Below are 16,385 nucleotides of genomic sequence, written 5' to 3'. Positions count from 1 at the left end.
CCGCCCATTATACAGATTGGCGTGCGGGTAACGACAGCAATGGGTACACCGGAGGGAGTAAGGGATTGAAAGATATCTCCCAGCCTATATTATTCCGCTCCGGATTATCCGACCTCAACGGCTATCGGCGCTACCGTTGGTTGGGTGGTAAGCATCTAAAGTGAGAGTATTGGCAGAGTAATTTGAATGAAGGAATCAGGCGAGTGACAGAGGCGAGACTAGTGAGGGCAATGGAGAGCACCAAGGCGAGTCTGCCGGATCCCGTTTCGCCTTCTTGGTCGGAAATGACTCTGCCGAAAGCCTGGCTTGATGAATTGGACATGTTCAGCCGCGAGGGGCTGAATCGCTTCTGGCGGCGCATTTTCTCCAAAAAGAAACAACCGGTGACGTTGCCGAAGGGCCTTTGCGGTGCGGACTGCATTCCCAAGTACGCCTTGCAAGATTTTCACAATTTGCCGAACGGGGTTTACTCCCAACGGCTGAGCCGCGGTTATATCACCGGTTTTGACGTCAGTATGCTGGGTCACGTTGAGCGGGGTCGGCAATGGATTGCGCAGGCGCTGAGTGACGGTGACAGTTTTCTGGATTTGGGTTGTGGCGGAGGTAAAACGGCGGCGGCGATTGCCAGTGTCGGTGCCAGCGACGTCTGGGGTCTGGACCCTAGCCCCTATCTGCTCAAGCATGCGGCGGCCGATCATCCAGGCATTCGATTTGTTCAGGGGGTGGTTGAGGACTTGCCGTTCAGTGATCAGCGCTTCGACGGCGTTGCTGCCTGTTTTCTCTTTCACGAGGTGCCGCCACGCTATATTCAGCAGGCGTTGCAGGAAATTGCCCGAGTGCTGAAACCCGGCGGTCGGCTGGTGATTATGGAGCCTTCAGCGGAGCAGTACTATGCGGGCTGGCGGGACATCATCCGCCGCTATCGTTTCAGTGGGCTTTATTTCAAGTGGTTGGCGGGCTTTGTCTACGAGCCCTTCGTCAGAAGCTGGCACGAGTTTGATCTTCAGCAAGGGTTGTCGCAGGTGGGGCTTGAGCTGGCCGAAGACACGATGGGCATGCCAGTGCGCAGCATTGTGGCGGTCAAGCCAGGTTAGTGCTCAATCCGATTGACGGGTTTTAATGTCTGTCAGTTGTCAGTTGTCAGTTGTCAGTTGTCAGTTTGCTGGTGCATCCAGCTTTCCAGAATCAGTCGGGCGGCGATGGAATCGATGGGCGCCTGACCGTAGTTGCCCTTATGGCCGCGCTCGGCGGCTTCTTCCTTGGCGGCAAACGTACTCAGACGTTCATCCACCATCTCGACACGCACACCAAAACGACCGTGCAGGCGGTTGCCGAACTTGCGGGCGCGAGTGCTGAGCTCGCTTTCACTGTCGTCCATATTTAGCGGCAATCCGACCAGTACCAGGTCGGGTTTCCACTCTTGCAGCATTTTTTCGACGTCTTGCCAGTTGGGAACGCCATCGCGCGCCTTCAGGGCCGGCAGTTCGCTGCTGGAGTGTGTCAGGGTTTGTCCACTGGCGGCGCCAATGTTTTGGGTGCCGTAATCAAAAGCCAGCACAGCGAGGTGGTCGGGTTGGGGCATAATCAGGCGTGGCCGGCGGTGCCGGAAATAAGGTTCAGGTCAATTCCGAGGCTTTTTGAGGCAGCGCTCCAGCGGTGTTCAATGGCGGTATCAAAGACAATGCCGCTATCGGCGGGGATGGTCAGCCAGGCGTTATCGGCTATTTCGTCCTCAAGCTGCCCTGCTCCCCAGCCGGCATAGCCGAGAGACACCAGATACTTTTCGGGGCCTTCGCCGAGGGCAATGGATTCAATGATATCCCGGGAGGCGGTCAGAGCAATGTCGCTGGAGACTTTCAGGCTGGACTCCCAGCTGAGTTCAGGACTGTGCAGAATAAAGCCGCGTTCCGGCTGTACCGGTCCGCCGCTGAGCACGGGAGCCGAGGGGTTGTAGCTGTGTTCGCCACCGCAATCCAGTTGTTTGTAGACTTCCGCCATATCGAGATCCAAAGGCTGGTTGATGACCAGCCCCATGGCGCCACTTTCGCTGTGATCACAAATGTAGGTGATGGTGTGCGAAAAGATGGATTCATTCAGACTTGGCATCGCGATCAGGAAGTGATTGCGCAAATTGCCAATCTGCTGGCTTTTGTCTTGTGCTTTTGTCTGTGTCATAGATTCAGTATTGGGGGCTGACACAGGGAAAACAAGTAAATTTTTGTGTTCAGCGGTAGTTTAATGAGGCTGAAACCGCTTGGTGGGCCAGCGGCGGGCTGAATTATTTCCGCGAGGAGCTAGTTGCGAGCCCGTTCAGCTCGAAATGCCAGGTGCGAATAATTTCAAGTTGGTCGGCATCTTTACGGATTTCGGGGGGAAATGGCTGGAAAGGGGCCGCCATGTGGACAATTTGCAAAGCGGCGTTGTCGAGAATGTTGTGGCCGGAGGACTGCAGAATCTCCACTGACAGGATGGTGCCGTTAGGGCGCAGAATGGTGGCCAGGCGCAAGGTGCCAAAAATGCGCTGCTGAACGGCTTCTTCCGGGAAATTGCGGTTGCCGACAAACTCGATTTTACGCACCCATTCATTGAGATAGGCCGCATCGGTTGAGGCGCGGGTGGCGACAGAGGTGATTCGGCGGATACGCGGGCGCTTGGCAATCGCCTGGCGCTGGCGGTCCAGCTTGGCTCTCAGGCTGGCGATTTCCGCGCTCAGTGGGGTGTCCTGAGCGTCTTTACCCTCCTGCTTGTCCTGATCTTCCTGATCCGGGGCGGTGTCCTGCTTCTGCACTTTAAAGCTGCTGCTGTTCTCGGTGACGACGGGTTGCAGTTTGTCTTTCTGAGTCGGAGTGACCGCGCGCACCTGAGGTGTGGGGTTGATCTCCTGAATGCGGGTGTCGTTAATGGGAGCCAGCTGGTCGGTGGTCATTTGCCGGGCTTGTTCGCCGGTGCCGCTGGCTTCCTGGTTGGCCTGCGCGAGAAAGTCTGCCTTGTCTGGCGCTTTGTTGCTGGTGTGGGTGGCCAGAGTGATGTCCAGGGTGGGCGTGGGTTTGCCGCCGATATCCGCTTTGAACGAGATGCCCAGGATCAGCAGAGCGTGCAGCGCCAGGGCGAGGAAGAGGGTAAAGCTCAGGCGATCGACGGTGTCCACCGCAGTGGTGTTGAGCGGCTCGTTGATGGCTGGTGTGGACTCGGACAAGGTGCTGGTTCTCGGTGCTTCTTATGATGGTTATGTGCTGTATCTACGGATTATTCACGGGCTGTCTATGAGCCATGGAAACTATCTATATGCCATGGAAACTATCTATGTGCCATGGAAACTATGACTAACCTGCCAATCGCTGCTCAATGGCATCCATCAGACGGCCGCCGATATTCGTGTCGTAGGCGCGATCAATTTCACGAGCGCAGGTCGGGCTGGTCACGTTAATTTCGGTCAGGTAGTCACCAATAACATCCAAGCCGACAAAAATCAGACCTTTTTCCACCAGACTGTCAGACACCTGGTCGACGATCCACTGGTCTCTCTCGGTCAGCGGTTGCGGGACTCCGGCGCCCCCGGCCGCCAGATTGCCCCGGGTCTCACCTTTAGCAGGCACGCGAGCCAGCGCGTAGGGGACGGCCTGGCCGTCAATCACCAGGATTCGTTTGTCGCCAGCTTTAATCTCGGGAATGAACTTCTGCGCCATAATCATCTGTTGGCCGCGTCCGGTCAGGGTCTCCAGAATGACGCCAATATTCGGGTCATCGGCTTTGCAGCGAAAGATTCCTTCGCCGCCCATACCGTCCAGCGGTTTGAAGATAACATCCTGATGTTGTGCGTGAAATTCGCGCAATTGTTGGCTGTCACGGCTTACAAGGACCGGTGGGCAACACTGCGGGAATTGAGTGGCAAAGATCTTCTCATTGCAGTCGCGCAGACTTTGTGGGCGATTGACGATCAGAGTGCCAAGTCGCTCTGCGGCTTCAAGGATATAGGTGCTGTAGATGAATTCGTTATCAAACGGAGGGTCTTTACGCATCAGAATGACGTTCAGTTCCGACAGATCCCTGGTGTGGGCGTCTTCCAGCTCAAACCAATGTTGGGGGTCGGCAAATACTTTAAGTTGGCGCATGCTGGCACGAGGCAGGCCATTATCGAGGAACAGATCCCGCTGTTCCATGTAAAAGAGTTCACACCCTCGTTCCTGTGCTGCGAGCAGCAGACCCAGAGTCGTATCCTTGAGGTAAGTGATGCGTTCGATTGGGTCCATAACGACCCCAAGCTTGATTGTCATAGTGCCACTCGCAGGAGGGAAGTAAATCCAGCCCAGTAAGGTAAGACCTTAGGCGCCGTAAAGCAACTGTAACCTCGAAGTTTGAGACTTGGCTGACGAGTTGCAAATTTTGACGACAAAGGCAAGCGTCTGTATCACGAAACAGAAGAAAAGGTTTCTTCTCTGGTGACTTATAGATTATGGGGAAAGAGTGTGTTAAAAAGTTAGTCCGCTAGTGTGTCGATAGGGGATCGGCACGCTGGTGAGAGTAGATAAAGCGATAAGAATTTAAAAAAACAGGTTATATAGCAATAACAAAGACGAAGGTCAGTGTGTATGGACGTGAATCTCGAAAGCTTGAAAGTGATGGTGATAGACGACAGTAAAACCATCCGCCGGACAGCTGAAACTCTTTTGAAAAAAGCGGGTTGCACCGTTGTGACCGCGACCGACGGTTTTGATGCTCTGGCCAAAATTGCTGATACCCGACCCGATATCATTTTCGTCGACATCATGATGCCGCGTTTGGACGGTTACCAGACTTGTGCGCTGATCAAAAACAACAGTGAATTCAAGTCGACGCCGGTTATCATGCTGTCCAGTAAAGATGGCTTATTTGATAAGGCCAAAGGGCGCATTGTGGGTTCGGATGAATATCTCACCAAGCCATTCAGTAAAAGTGAGTTGCTGGGCGCAATTGAGGCTCATGTGCCAGCTCGTAAGGCATCCTGAGGCTGGTTCTTGAACGGTCTTCACTGCAATAAGTAGAGATCGACGGGAAAGAGCCTGCTGGCATTACCAGTAAATTTGACCTCGAGCCTGACTACCATTGGTCAGGCGATAGTAACTTGGGGCGATAATAACAAGCCGAAAGGCTGATTATAGATGAAGCATTTTTAGGGGGTTGGTTTTATGGCAAAAGTACTCATCGTTGATGATTCTCCTACGGAAACTTACAAGCTCACCAGCATTCTGGAGAAGAATGGCCATTCGGTTATCGTAGCCGAAGCGGGTGAAGCGGGCGTAGCCATCGCAAAGAAGGAAATGCCAGACGTCGTTCTGATGGACATCGTTATGCCTGGCCTCAATGGTTTTCAGGCAACACGTCAATTAAGCAAGGCGGCAGAGACATCTCATATCCCGGTGATCATCGTCACCACCAAAGATCAGGAAACCGATCGGGTGTGGGGGTTGCGTCAGGGCGCCAAGGCTTATCTCACCAAGCCGATTGAAGAAAAAGTTTTGATGGATGTGATTGGCGAGGTTCTGGCTTAAGCCGGAAGTCCGGAGTTATGTCAGACAATCAAACAGAATCAGGCAATCAGGCTGACGATCAAGGCCAGACCAGTGCACAAAGTCAGGCGGCGTTTCAGGCGCTGATCAATCTGGCGATGCAAAGCCGCCGCTCGGCGAAAGGTTTGCCGGCTCAGGTGGACATCACACCGCACTGGAGTGGCATAGGCTTTGAGCTCATGGGTCGTCGCTTTGTGGCGCCGATGGGTGAAGTCAGTGAAATGCTTGAAGTGCCTTACTACACCCGTTTGCCTGGTGTTAAACCATGGGTGAAAGGTGTTGCCAACGTGCGCGGCCGGCTGTTGCCAGTCTGCGATCTCGCGGTGTTTTTAGGGGATCGAATACATTCCCCTCGCAAGCAGCAGCGCATCCTGGTGTTGGAAAATGACGACCTGTACACCGGTTTACTGGTGGATCGGGTTTTCGGTATGCAGCACTTTCCCGTCGATACTTACCGTGCAGAGTTGAGCTATGAGCAGCAAGATGCAGCCTCATTCAGTGAGGGGTGTTATCTGAATGACGGGGTCGAATGGACGGTGTTCCGCCCGGAAAGGCTCTGTGCCGATGCACAATTTCTGAATGCAGCCCAGATTTAAAATTTATTGGGGTTTGCCAGTCTTTGGTTGAGAAGCGCCCAGGTGCTGTGAGTAATCAGGTGCTTTGAGTGATTAAGATGCAGCAAGTTTCGAAGGTATATCGGGTTGGTGTTCATGCGCTGACTCGACAAGAACGTCAGGTCGGGCAATATAACCTGAAAGTGATAGTAAGACAGTTCAAGCAGTAAAACCGTTACATGCAACACAAGTTTACGACACAGATTTACAGCGCAAGTTTGCAGCGTAAATTTACAACGCAAGTTTACAACGCAAGTTTACAACAACAGCAGGGCGCTCATTGACGAGCGACCCTAGAAGTAAGCCAGTGGTGAGATGGGTAAATGCAGAGCGTGAAGGCTTCAGGATGGCCGGATGTTCTTAACTTTCCTCTCTCCTCCACGAGGTTACAGGTAATAAACGCAACGTCGGTCAGGAGCGCGTAGCATGAAAATTCAGTCCAGAAACCTTTTCGCTGCCGTCAGGGCAAACAGAACCATGACGGTTCTGGTTATTGCCCTGTTATTGGCATTGGTGGCTACGGTCGCCAGTGTCATTATGGTGCAGCGCGAAGCCAATCGAGATCAGGAATATCTGCAGTTAACCGCAGAGCTTCGGGCCTTGTCCTACCGGGTAACCGCCCTGTCCAGGGAGTCGACCTCAGGTAATGAGCAAGCCTTTACCGAGTTGCAGAGCGTATTGAACAATATGGATACAATCTGGAGTAAGCTGCAGGCCAGTGACTCCACTTTGCGTCCTGCTTTGAACGAAGAGGTGGCTGGTTATGAAGGTGTCTGGCAGCGAGTGAAGTCTTCCGCTGATACCATTATTTCCAACAAAGACACGATCATCTTCCTGAATGACGTGGCAACAACACTGAACGAATCCCTTCCCGAATTGCAGGCAGAGCACAACTATATTGTTGAAATTCTACTGGAAAACGGCGCACCTGCGGATCAGGTGGCCGTGGCCCAGATGCAGTCCTGGCGTGCAGAACGGATCGGTCGAAACATCGATAAGATGCTGCGTGGTGGAGGCGATGCCAATAAGGCGGCGGATCAGTTTAACCTCGATGCCAACTTGTTCGGTAAGGTTCTGACCGGTATGAAGAGCGGTGATGCTGCGATGAGTATCTCGAAGGTGACCGACCCGGACGCAGTAGAATCCTTGAGAGAAATTGGGGATTTGTTTGAGTTTGTAAGCTCCTCGGTGAAAGAAATCTTTGAAGCGTCTCCGGCACTGTTTAAAGCCCGTAGCGCAGCCGATTCTCTACTCGACGACGGCCCGGTTCTGCTGGAATCCTTGAGCAAACTGTCTGACGGTATTGGTCAGCTGTCCAGTCAGCGTCAGCCAAACAACACCACCTCGCTGATTCTGGGTGGCATTGTTGTTCTGTGTTTGCTGTTACTGGCGTATCAAATCTATAGCGGTACCAACCGTCGTCTGGAAGAGACCGCAGAAACCAACGAGCGAAACCAGAGCGCAATTTTGCGATTACTGGATGAGCTTGCCGATTTGGCAGATGGTGACTTGACCACCACCGCAACCGTAACCGAGGACTTCACCGGTGCGATTGCTGACTCCATTAACTACACCATTGACCAACTGCGTGTACTGGTTTCCCGAATTAACGAAACGGCGGTGAACGTATCCTCTGCTGCACAGGATACCCAGCAAACCGCACTGCATCTGGCAGAAGCATCTGAGCACCAGGCGCAGGAAATTGCCGGTGCATCAGCGGCTGTGAACGAAATGGCCGTCACCATTGACCAGGTATCTGCTAACGCCGCCGAATCGGCAGCGGTTGCGGAGCGGTCGGTATCGATCGCAAACAACGGTTCTAAAGTGGTACAGAATACCATCCACGGGATGGATACCATTCGTGAGCAGATTCAGGATACCTCGAAGCGTATTAAACGCCTGGGTGAATCCTCGCAGGAAATTGGTGACATCGTATCTCTGATTAACGACATTGCTGACCAAACCAACATCCTCGCACTGAACGCTGCGATTCAGGCATCGATGGCGGGTGACGCCGGTCGAGGCTTTGCGGTAGTTGCGGATGAGGTTCAGCGTCTTGCGGAACGTTCTGCTGCCGCAACCAAGCAGATTGAGGCGCTGGTTAAAGCGATTCAGAACGATACCAACGAAGCTGTTATCTCGATGGAGCAAACCACTTCGGAAGTTGTTCGCGGGGCACGTCTGGCACAGGATGCGGGTGTTGCACTGGAAGAAATTGAAGGGGTATCCACCAGTCTGGCAGACTTGATTCAGAACATTTCCAACGCGGCACGTCAGCAGGCATCGTCTGCGGGCCATATCTCGAACACGATGAACGTGATTCAGGAAATTACTTCTCAAACCTCCTCCGGTACTGCCGCAACGGCCGGCTCGATTGGTACTCTGGCCGAAATGGCACTGGATCTGCGTGAGTCGGTTGCTGGCTTTACTCTGCCGGAAGAAGCCTTCAACGAGACAGTTGATCAGAGCAGCTACTCAGTTGGCAGCGTTGATTTCTCTATGTCTGACGATGTTCTGGATGATGTCCACAGCACTGGTTCCGAAGAGCAGGATCTGGGCGACGGTATTGATCTGGAGCTGTCTGACAGTGACTCCGAGGCAGAAGAAATTGAAAGCTTTGATCTGCCGGATGATCTTCTGGATACCGAAGAGCAAAGTAATAAGTCGACCACGGCTTGATGTGAAGAGAACGGTTGAGGTATGACGACGTGGTCACTGCAAACAGCTCCGGAGCTCTCAGACTTACAGTTTGAGCAGTGGAATAAACTGTTGGAAGCGCGAACCGGCATTCAGGTCGCGCCCCATCAGCGCAGCTTTTTGCAGATCCAGCTGTCCCGCCGTATGCGGGAACTGGGCATCAAACACTACGCTCAGTACTACGGTCAGGTGTCATCGGGCGTACAGGGGATGGTGGAATGGTCGGTTTTGGTCGATCGCCTGGTGGTGAAGGAAACCAGTTTTTTCAGACACCGGGACTCCATCGAATTTGTTCGCCGCTTTTTACAGAACCGCATCAACAATCAAAGCCTGAGCGACAGTTTTGAAGTCTGGAGTTTGGGTTGTGCCACTGGCGAAGAGCCCTACTCTCTGGCTATGGTCATCAATGACTGCTTTGAATTGGCGGGCTTGGATCCTTATCACGGCATTACCGCAACCGACATCAGCCAGCCAGCGCTACAGTCTGCCCGCGAAGGCATTTATGGCAAGCGCAAGTTAGAGCCCATCGCGACCGATGAGCAAGCGCGCTATTTTAAGCCCTGTGACGGTGAGCGCGAGAGCTATCAAATCGTTGACAAGCTGAGAGATCGTGTTTGCTTTTCACACGGTAACGTTCTCAGTGTGGCTGAGATGCCGATGGTGAAAATGGACATCATTTTTTGTCAAAACGTGCTGATTTATTTTCGACGCTGGCGCCGCCGCGAAATTCTCAACGAGTTGGCTACGCGCCTCAAGCCTGGTGGTATTTTGATGATTGGTCTGGGCGAAATGGTTGACTGGACACACCCGAATTTACAGAGAGTTGCGGATGAGCGTGTGCAGGCTTATGTATATGTCTGATGGTAAATTGATCGTGCCTGGACAAAAAAGAATAAACCAAGGGGATGCCTGACTAATGGCAGATAACCGAAATTTTGCAGCTTTAGAGTGGGTCATCGGTGAAATCGATGAGACCCTGAAGCAGGCTCGCCAGTCACTGGAAGCCTATGTGGATAATCCCCAGGATTCCACGCGTATCCGCTTTTGTCTGACTCATATCCATCAGGTGCACGGCAGTTTACAGATGGTGGAGTTTTTCGGTGCTGCGTTGCTGGCCGAAGAAATGGAAGCCATTGCGCAAGCGTTGATGAATGACGAGGTTAGTAACCAGTCTGAAGCCCATGAAGTATTGATGCGCGCAATTTTGCAGCTGCCTATCTATCTTGATCAGGTGAAGGCCAAGCGCAACGACGATCCTGGCAGTTTGCTACCGATCCTTAACGACTTGCGTGCTGCTCGCGGTTCAACCCTCTTGTCAGAAAGTCAGTTCTTTAATCCGGATATTGCCGCAGCCAAAGTAATTCAGGGTAAGAAAAACCCTGCACAGGCAAACCCTGAGCAATTTAAAGCGATAATAGAAAAACTCCGCAAAATGTATCAGTACGCGGCAGCGGGTGTGATTCGTGGCGTTAAGGTCGAAGAAAATCTCGATTACCTGCAGAAGGTGTTTGCCCGCTTGTACAGCCTCACGGCCGGCACGGGGCGGCAGCGCTTGTGGGATATTGCTCTGGCTGTTGTCGAAGGATTAAGTGACGAGCAAATAGAAATCAGCGTGTCTCTGAAAACGCTGATGCGCCAGCTCGACAAAGAGATCCGCTTACTTGAGCAACATGGTGTTAAAGCACTGAAAAGCTTTACCCGTGATGAGCTGATAAAAAACCTGCTGTACTACGTGGCCCGCAGTCAGGCAAATACTCCGCGCGCCGATCGCCTGCGTCAGGAGTTTTCCCTGCATACCGCGCTACCGGAACAATTGCCAGTTGAGGAAGATAGCTCCCCGTTTTCTGGTCCTGATCCGGAAACCATGCGCACCGTGGTCGGAGCTCTTAACGATGAATTGTCTTCCATCAAAGAGGCCCTGGATGAAGGCCTTTCCGGTGATGACGCGTCGGTATTGAGTGAAGCCTTGCCTGTCATGAAGCGAGTGGCTGATACCTTGGCCGTGCTTGGTGTTGCTGATCTTCGCAAAAAGATGCTGACACAGGTTGAGCATCTCGAAGCTGCCATTGGTGAAAACAATGTTAGCGACAGTCTTTTGACTCAGGTTGCCGACGAAGTTCTGGCTGTTGAACAGAGTCTGGATATGCTGGCCGCAGCCACCAGTACTCCCGGAGGACAGCCTCAGTCTACTCAGCAGATTCATATTAGCCAGGCTCAGGAAACCGTCTTGCGTGAAGCGCGCAACGGTCTCGAGCATGCTAAAGACGCAATCATCGAATACATCGCTTCCCAATGGGATCGTTCGCACCTTGCGGGCGTGCCTCAGCAGCTGGAAGAGATTCGCGGGGGCTTGGCGATGATTCCCCTGTCGCGTCCCGCTGCCATTCTCAAAGGTTGTAGCCAGTATATTGAAACTGAATTGCTGGCCAATGAAATCACCCCGGAGTGGAGTTCACTGGATACCCTGGCGGATGCGATTGCCAGTGTTGAGTATTTCCTCGAGCGGTTGAGTGGTGATCGCGACGACGATGACGATGTTCTGCTAACTCTCGCCGAAGAGAGTATTGACTCTCTGGGCTATGGGATTGCCGGGACTGCTCCGTCATCCCCAGCGGCGCCAAAGCCGCCGGTAGATGCTGCCAGGGTGTTGGAAAAATTCACTGCTGTCGAAAGCGTTGCGGTCGATACTCTGCCCCCTGAAGCACCAGCGGTTGATGAAGAGACTACAGAAGTTCAGCTGACAGCCTCTGACGATATTGAGGTGGGTGGTGAAACTGAAGAAGAACGGACGATTGAGTCGCCATCCGAAGAAGAGCTTTCTGCTTCTGACGATAATGCAGAAGAGTCTGTTGATGTTGATGCCACGCAGGAGCACACGGGGTCTTTTGAAACTGAGTGGTCGGCTGCAGAGAGCACTGAAGCAGAATCCGCAGAGACTGTAATCACTGAGACTCTATCCACAGAAGCTATATCCACAGAGACAATATCCACAGAAACGAATGATGAGACCGGCTCCGAATCGGAAGAGTCTAGTGAAGCTGAGAATGTCAATTCTGAGGCTGAAGACGATGAAGTCGACGAAGAGATTCTGGAGATCTTTGTTGAAGAGGCGGGTGAAGTTCTCGAAGCCATTGATGAGTTTTTCCCTCAGTGGGCCCAAGACTTTGACGATAAAGATTCTCTGACTGAATTCCGCCGCGCGTTCCATACCTTAAAAGGCAGTGGCCGTATGGTTGGGGCGAACGATCTGGGCGAGCTCGCCTGGTCGATTGAGAATATGCTTAATCGCATTCTCGACGGCAGTGTTGCTTCTCACGCGGTACAAGTCGAACTAATTACCCGTGTCCGGGCTATCCTGCCTGAATTTATCCATGCTTTTGAAAACAAACTGCCGAACCCCAATCCGGAATTGGCAGAGCAGCTTGCAGCGTGGGCAGAAGCCATTTGTCGTGGTGAGCAGCCGGACGAGCTATTGGGTACTGACTCAGCTAGTGCTGCGTCAGAGTCTGACGAAGCCAGTGTGCCTGCGAACGAGCCGGTAAAGCAAAGCTTCTATGAAGACGATGATAGCGACGATGACGGTGGCGAAAGTAACGCCATCCTCTGGGAAATTTTCGGCTCTGAAGCCATTACTCACTTGCAAGTGGTTGAGCAGTTTATAGAGGAAATGCAGGAGTCTGCACCACTCTATACACCTCCCAGCGAAGGCATGCAGCGCGCACTTCATACCCTCAAGGGCAGCGCGCACATGGCCGATGTTCACGACATCGCTGAATTGGCGACTCCGTTGGAGCGTTTCGCCAAGGAGTTGCGTACCTATCAGGTAAATATCGATGACGATATTTTGCAGTTGTTCAAGGATGGTGTGGCCTATACCCACGAGGCGCTTGAACAGATTCGTGGCGGTGGGATTGCGACCATTGCCAAGCTCAGTCAGTTCCTTGCTCGCGTTGCCGAGCTGCGGGATTTGTCGGTAGGTCCGCTGATTCGTCAACAGGAGCAGCGCGAAGAAAAAGTTATTGATCCCAAACTGTTATCCATCTTTATGGCGGAAGAAATGAATCTTCTGCTGGATGCTGACGTCCTGATTTCGCAGTGGCGCCAGGAGCCGGGACAGCCAGAAAAACTGGATTTGCTCATTGCTGAGCTGAATACTCTGGCGAAAGGTGCCGAGCATGCCCACCTGCTGCCAATGTCTTTGGTCAGCCGACAGTTGGCCGCTATCTATCAGGCGGCAGGTGACGATCTCAGTGGCCTGGGGCACGATGATTTTGAAACGTTACTGGTTGCCCATGAAAAGCTGCTGGACATGGTGGATGCTGTTGCCGCGGGGCAAAACCTGCAGGAAACAGATGAAACTCTGGATCAACAGTTAAAAGCGCTGCAGCAAATGCTGGAAGGCGCTACAGCGAATACAGTACCTGATACTGATGCCGACGCTGAGGGTGAATCAGATACAGAAGCGTTCAAGGAATGGTCGGTCGAAGAAGAATCTTCGTCGGATCTGGATTCAGCCCCCGATAGTGCTGAAGAACTTTCCGATCAGGAACTCTCTGATGCGATTGAAGTTATTGACGTCAACGAAGCCTCCGAGCTGGACGTCGATGTGGCTGAAGGATTTATACAAGCGGTTGGAGAGCCGGTCTCTGAAGGTGATCAGAGCGCCTCTGACGATGATCATAGTGTCTCTGTCGATGATTATAGTGTCTCTGTCGATGTGCCGAGCAGCTCAGAAGATGGCAGCAAGACTGATGACCCAGAATTGGACATCACGTTCGAGTTTGATAGCACGGACGTTGCAAGTGATTCTGCATCAGTATCAGAATCGGTTGAGTCTGAGTCTCACGAAGAGACAGACTCAGCTGTCGATGAACCCTCTGAACAAGACGCTCCAGTGCCATTCGTTTCAACCGAGACGGCAGTGCCAGAGGTCGACGAAGCCGCAGAAGAAGAGCTGGATGACGATATTGATCCCGAAATCATCGAAATCTTTCTGGAAGAAGCCGATGAATTGATGGAGGAGATAGAGCAGGCGGTTCACGACTGGTCAGAGGATTGGTCCCGCACGGATTGCTCAGAAGAACTTAAACGCGCTCTGCACACCTTGAAAGGTGGTGCTCGTCTGTCGGGCATGACCGCGCTGGGGGATGTGTCTCACGATTTCGAAACAGATGTCATCAATCTCTCGGACAACGCGCAAGTCACTCAAGATTTCTTTGACCGCGTGAATGTCTATCAGGATCAGCTGCTGAAAGGTATTGAAGACGTAAAAGCGGGTATGGCGGGCGAAGGCAGTCTGTCACAGGCTTTGACGGCCAGTCTGAGCTCGGCTGATGATCAGTCAGTGACCACCGAAACCGCAGCACAAGACGAAATCGAGGCGCAGCAATCTGCAGAGTCTACGGGTGAAGGGTCCCCGGAAGAGCCGGTCTCTCCTGCGGATCCGCAGAAGTCCGAAGGTTCTGCCGAAAACAATTCGGCATCGGTTTTACCTTTCACGCCGAAAGACAACGTACCGGTTGTCAGCGGTGAAAGCTTTCAGTTGCCACCGACGAAGCCAGAAACCGCTGGTGGCAATGGCTCCTCTGTGTCTGCGCCCATGCAGACCAAACGCAGTGCGCCGCAAGAAGTGGTAAAAGTGTCTGCCGAGCTGCTTGAAGAATTGGTGAACTTGGCTGGTGAGACCTCGATTAGCCGTGGCCGGATGGAAGAGCAGGTCAGTGAACTGGGCTTTGCCATTGATGAGATGGACTCGACCATTGCCCGTCTGCAAGAGCAACTGCGTCGTCTGGATATTGAAACCGAAGCACAGATTCTTTTCCGTCAGGAGCAGATGGCCGAGCAGGATGAATTTGATCCGTTGGAAATGGATCGCTATTCCCAATTGCAGCAACTGTCGCGTTCACTGATTGAGTCCGCGTCGGATTTAATGGATTTGAAATCGACGCTGTCGGACAAAACACGCGATACTGAAACCTTGTTGCTGCAACAATCCCGGATTAACACGGATCTGCAAGAAGGCCTGATGCGTTCTCGCATGGTGCCCTTCTCTCGTTTGGTTCCCCGTCTGCGCCGTATTGTGCGTCAGGTATCCGGTGAGTTGGATAAGCGGGTTAACTTCGAACTGGATAACGTCGAAGGGGAGTTGGATCGTACCGTTCTGGAGCGCATGGTGGCGCCACTGGAGCATATGCTGCGTAACGCAGTGGATCACGGAATTGAACCTTCCCGAGAGCGTACTGCGGCGGGCAAATCCGAATCTGGCCGAATTGTATTGACCGTCGGTCGTGAAGGCGGTGATGTTATTTTGCGCCTGATTGATGACGGCCGTGGTATTAACCTCGAGCGTGTGCGTGAAAAAGCGATTGAGCGTGGCCTGATGAGTGAAGAGGCTAAGCTCAGTGATCGTGAAATCATGCAGTTTATTCTCCACGCCGGATTCAGTACGGCGGAATCCGTGACCCAGATTTCCGGTCGCGGTGTGGGTATGGACGTGGTGCACTCCGAGATCAAGCAGTTGGGCGGCGCCATGTCGATCAACTCTCGCGCCGGTGAAGGCACTGAATTTACCATCCGACTGCCGTTTACCGTATCGGTTAACCGTGCTTTGATGGTGCGGATTGGCGATGACCGCTATGCCATTCCGCTCAATACCATTGAAGGTATTGTGCGTGTCAGTCCGTTTGAGTTGGAGCATTACTATCAGGACCCTGAGGCCCGATTTGAGTACGCGGGTGAGCAGTACAAGGTCAACTACCTGGGGAATCTGCTCAACAGCGATGCGCGTCCGAAACTGGAAGGGCAGGCGATGCCATTGCCGGTTGTTCTGGTGCGTACGGCTCAGCACGCGGTGGCGATGCAGGTCGATATGTTGATGGGCAGCCGCGAAGTCGTGGTGAAAAGCCTGGGTCCTCAGTTTGCCACGGTGCTGGGCGTCTCCGGTGCCACGGTCATGGGTGATGGTAGCGTCGTGGTAATTCTCGATCCGCACGCCATGATCCGTCAGGATGCCGCGCTGCTGCACGATACCGAGATGTTGATGTCTCCGGTTGAAGAAGTGATTGAAGAGAGAGTTAAAACCGTCATGGTTGTGGATGACTCGGTAACCGTACGCAAGGTGACCAGCCGTTTCCTCGAGCGTGAAGGTTATGAAGTCATCACGGCGAAAGATGGTGCTGATGCACTGCTGCAGCTGCAGGATCATATTCCGGACGTCATGCTGTTGGATATCGAAATGCCTCGCATGGATGGTTTTGAGGTGGCAAAAAATATTCGTTCCAGCAGTCGCTTGAAGCATATCCCGATTATTATGATTACTTCTCGTACGGGCGACAAACACCGCGAGCGGGCTTTCTCTTTGGGTGTCGATCGCTATCTCGGCAAACCGTATCAGGAAGACAACCTGTTGCGGAATATCCTGGCAGTGACAGGTGAGATCGATGACAGCGAAATGGCCGATGAGAGTGCAGACGCTCCTCTGGAAGAGTAATCTCACCAGAGAAGGCCTGAGGTACTGCAAGTTGAGGTG

11 protein-coding genes are annotated in these 16,385 nt (G+C 52.9%); 7 read left to right on the top strand and 4 right to left on the bottom strand.

Annotated features, from left to right (window positions below):
- Window positions 1–230 precede the first annotated feature (230 nt).
- Entirely contained in the window at window positions 231–1,094 is an 864-nt protein-coding gene (locus ACTG33_RS00110; RefSeq protein ID WP_439133121.1) for a class I SAM-dependent methyltransferase, read from the top strand.
- Window positions 1,095–1,147: 53 nt separating this feature from the next.
- On the opposite strand, the gene ruvX is transcribed toward ACTG33_RS00110, so the two are convergent.
- From ruvX to gshB, 4 genes are all read right to left on the bottom strand, one after another.
- The gene (gene ruvX / locus ACTG33_RS00105; RefSeq protein WP_439133120.1) at window positions 1,148–1,582 is read right to left on the bottom strand and encodes a Holliday junction resolvase RuvX; all 435 of its coding nucleotides are present in this window, start codon (window positions 1,580–1,582) and stop codon (window positions 1,148–1,150) included.
- 2 nt (window positions 1,583–1,584) lie between these two features.
- A complete protein-coding gene (locus tag ACTG33_RS00100; RefSeq protein ID WP_439133119.1) occupies window positions 1,585–2,175 on the bottom strand; it encodes a YqgE/AlgH family protein in 591 nt (196 codons plus the stop codon).
- 103 nt (window positions 2,176–2,278) lie between these two features.
- Entirely contained in the window at window positions 2,279–3,196 is a 918-nt protein-coding gene (locus ACTG33_RS00095; RefSeq protein ID WP_439133118.1) for an energy transducer TonB, read from the bottom strand.
- Between the two features lie 127 nt (window positions 3,197–3,323).
- The gene (gshB, locus tag ACTG33_RS00090) at window positions 3,324–4,274 is read right to left on the bottom strand and encodes a glutathione synthase (protein ID WP_439133117.1); all 951 of its coding nucleotides are present in this window, start codon (window positions 4,272–4,274) and stop codon (window positions 3,324–3,326) included.
- A 315-nt stretch (window positions 4,275–4,589) separates the two neighbouring features.
- Here gshB and pilG point away from each other — a divergent pair, with 315 nt between their 5' ends.
- From pilG to ACTG33_RS00060, 6 genes are all read left to right on the top strand, one after another.
- Complete coding sequence (gene pilG, locus ACTG33_RS00085; RefSeq protein WP_439133116.1) at window positions 4,590–4,985, top strand: twitching motility response regulator PilG; 396 nt, start codon at window positions 4,590–4,592, stop codon at window positions 4,983–4,985.
- Window positions 4,986–5,165: 180 nt separating this feature from the next.
- Window positions 5,166–5,528 (top strand): twitching motility response regulator PilH, encoded by a 363-nt coding sequence (gene pilH / locus ACTG33_RS00080; RefSeq protein WP_439133115.1) that lies wholly within the window; start codon window positions 5,166–5,168, stop codon window positions 5,526–5,528.
- A gap of 17 nt (window positions 5,529–5,545) precedes the next feature.
- The gene (locus ACTG33_RS00075) at window positions 5,546–6,142 is read left to right on the top strand and encodes a chemotaxis protein CheW (protein WP_439133114.1); all 597 of its coding nucleotides are present in this window, start codon (window positions 5,546–5,548) and stop codon (window positions 6,140–6,142) included.
- A gap of 444 nt (window positions 6,143–6,586) precedes the next feature.
- Complete coding sequence (locus ACTG33_RS00070; RefSeq protein WP_439133113.1) at window positions 6,587–8,839, top strand: methyl-accepting chemotaxis protein; 2,253 nt, start codon at window positions 6,587–6,589, stop codon at window positions 8,837–8,839.
- Between the two features lie 21 nt (window positions 8,840–8,860).
- Window positions 8,861–9,718, top strand: coding sequence for a CheR family methyltransferase (locus ACTG33_RS00065; RefSeq protein WP_439133112.1), 858 nt, complete (start codon window positions 8,861–8,863; stop codon window positions 9,716–9,718).
- Window positions 9,719–9,773: 55 nt separating this feature from the next.
- Window positions 9,774–16,346: an Hpt domain-containing protein gene (locus ACTG33_RS00060; protein WP_439133111.1), complete on the top strand. Its 6,573-nt coding sequence runs from the start codon at window positions 9,774–9,776 to the stop codon at window positions 16,344–16,346.
- Window positions 16,347–16,385 lie beyond the last annotated feature (39 nt).

Source organism: Pseudomaricurvus sp. (genome assembly GCF_965662505.1).
GTDB lineage: Bacteria > Pseudomonadota > Gammaproteobacteria > Pseudomonadales > Cellvibrionaceae > Pseudomaricurvus.
The sequence above is the reverse complement of the archived record's forward strand: the minus strand, read 5'-3'. Positions and strand labels throughout refer to the sequence as shown.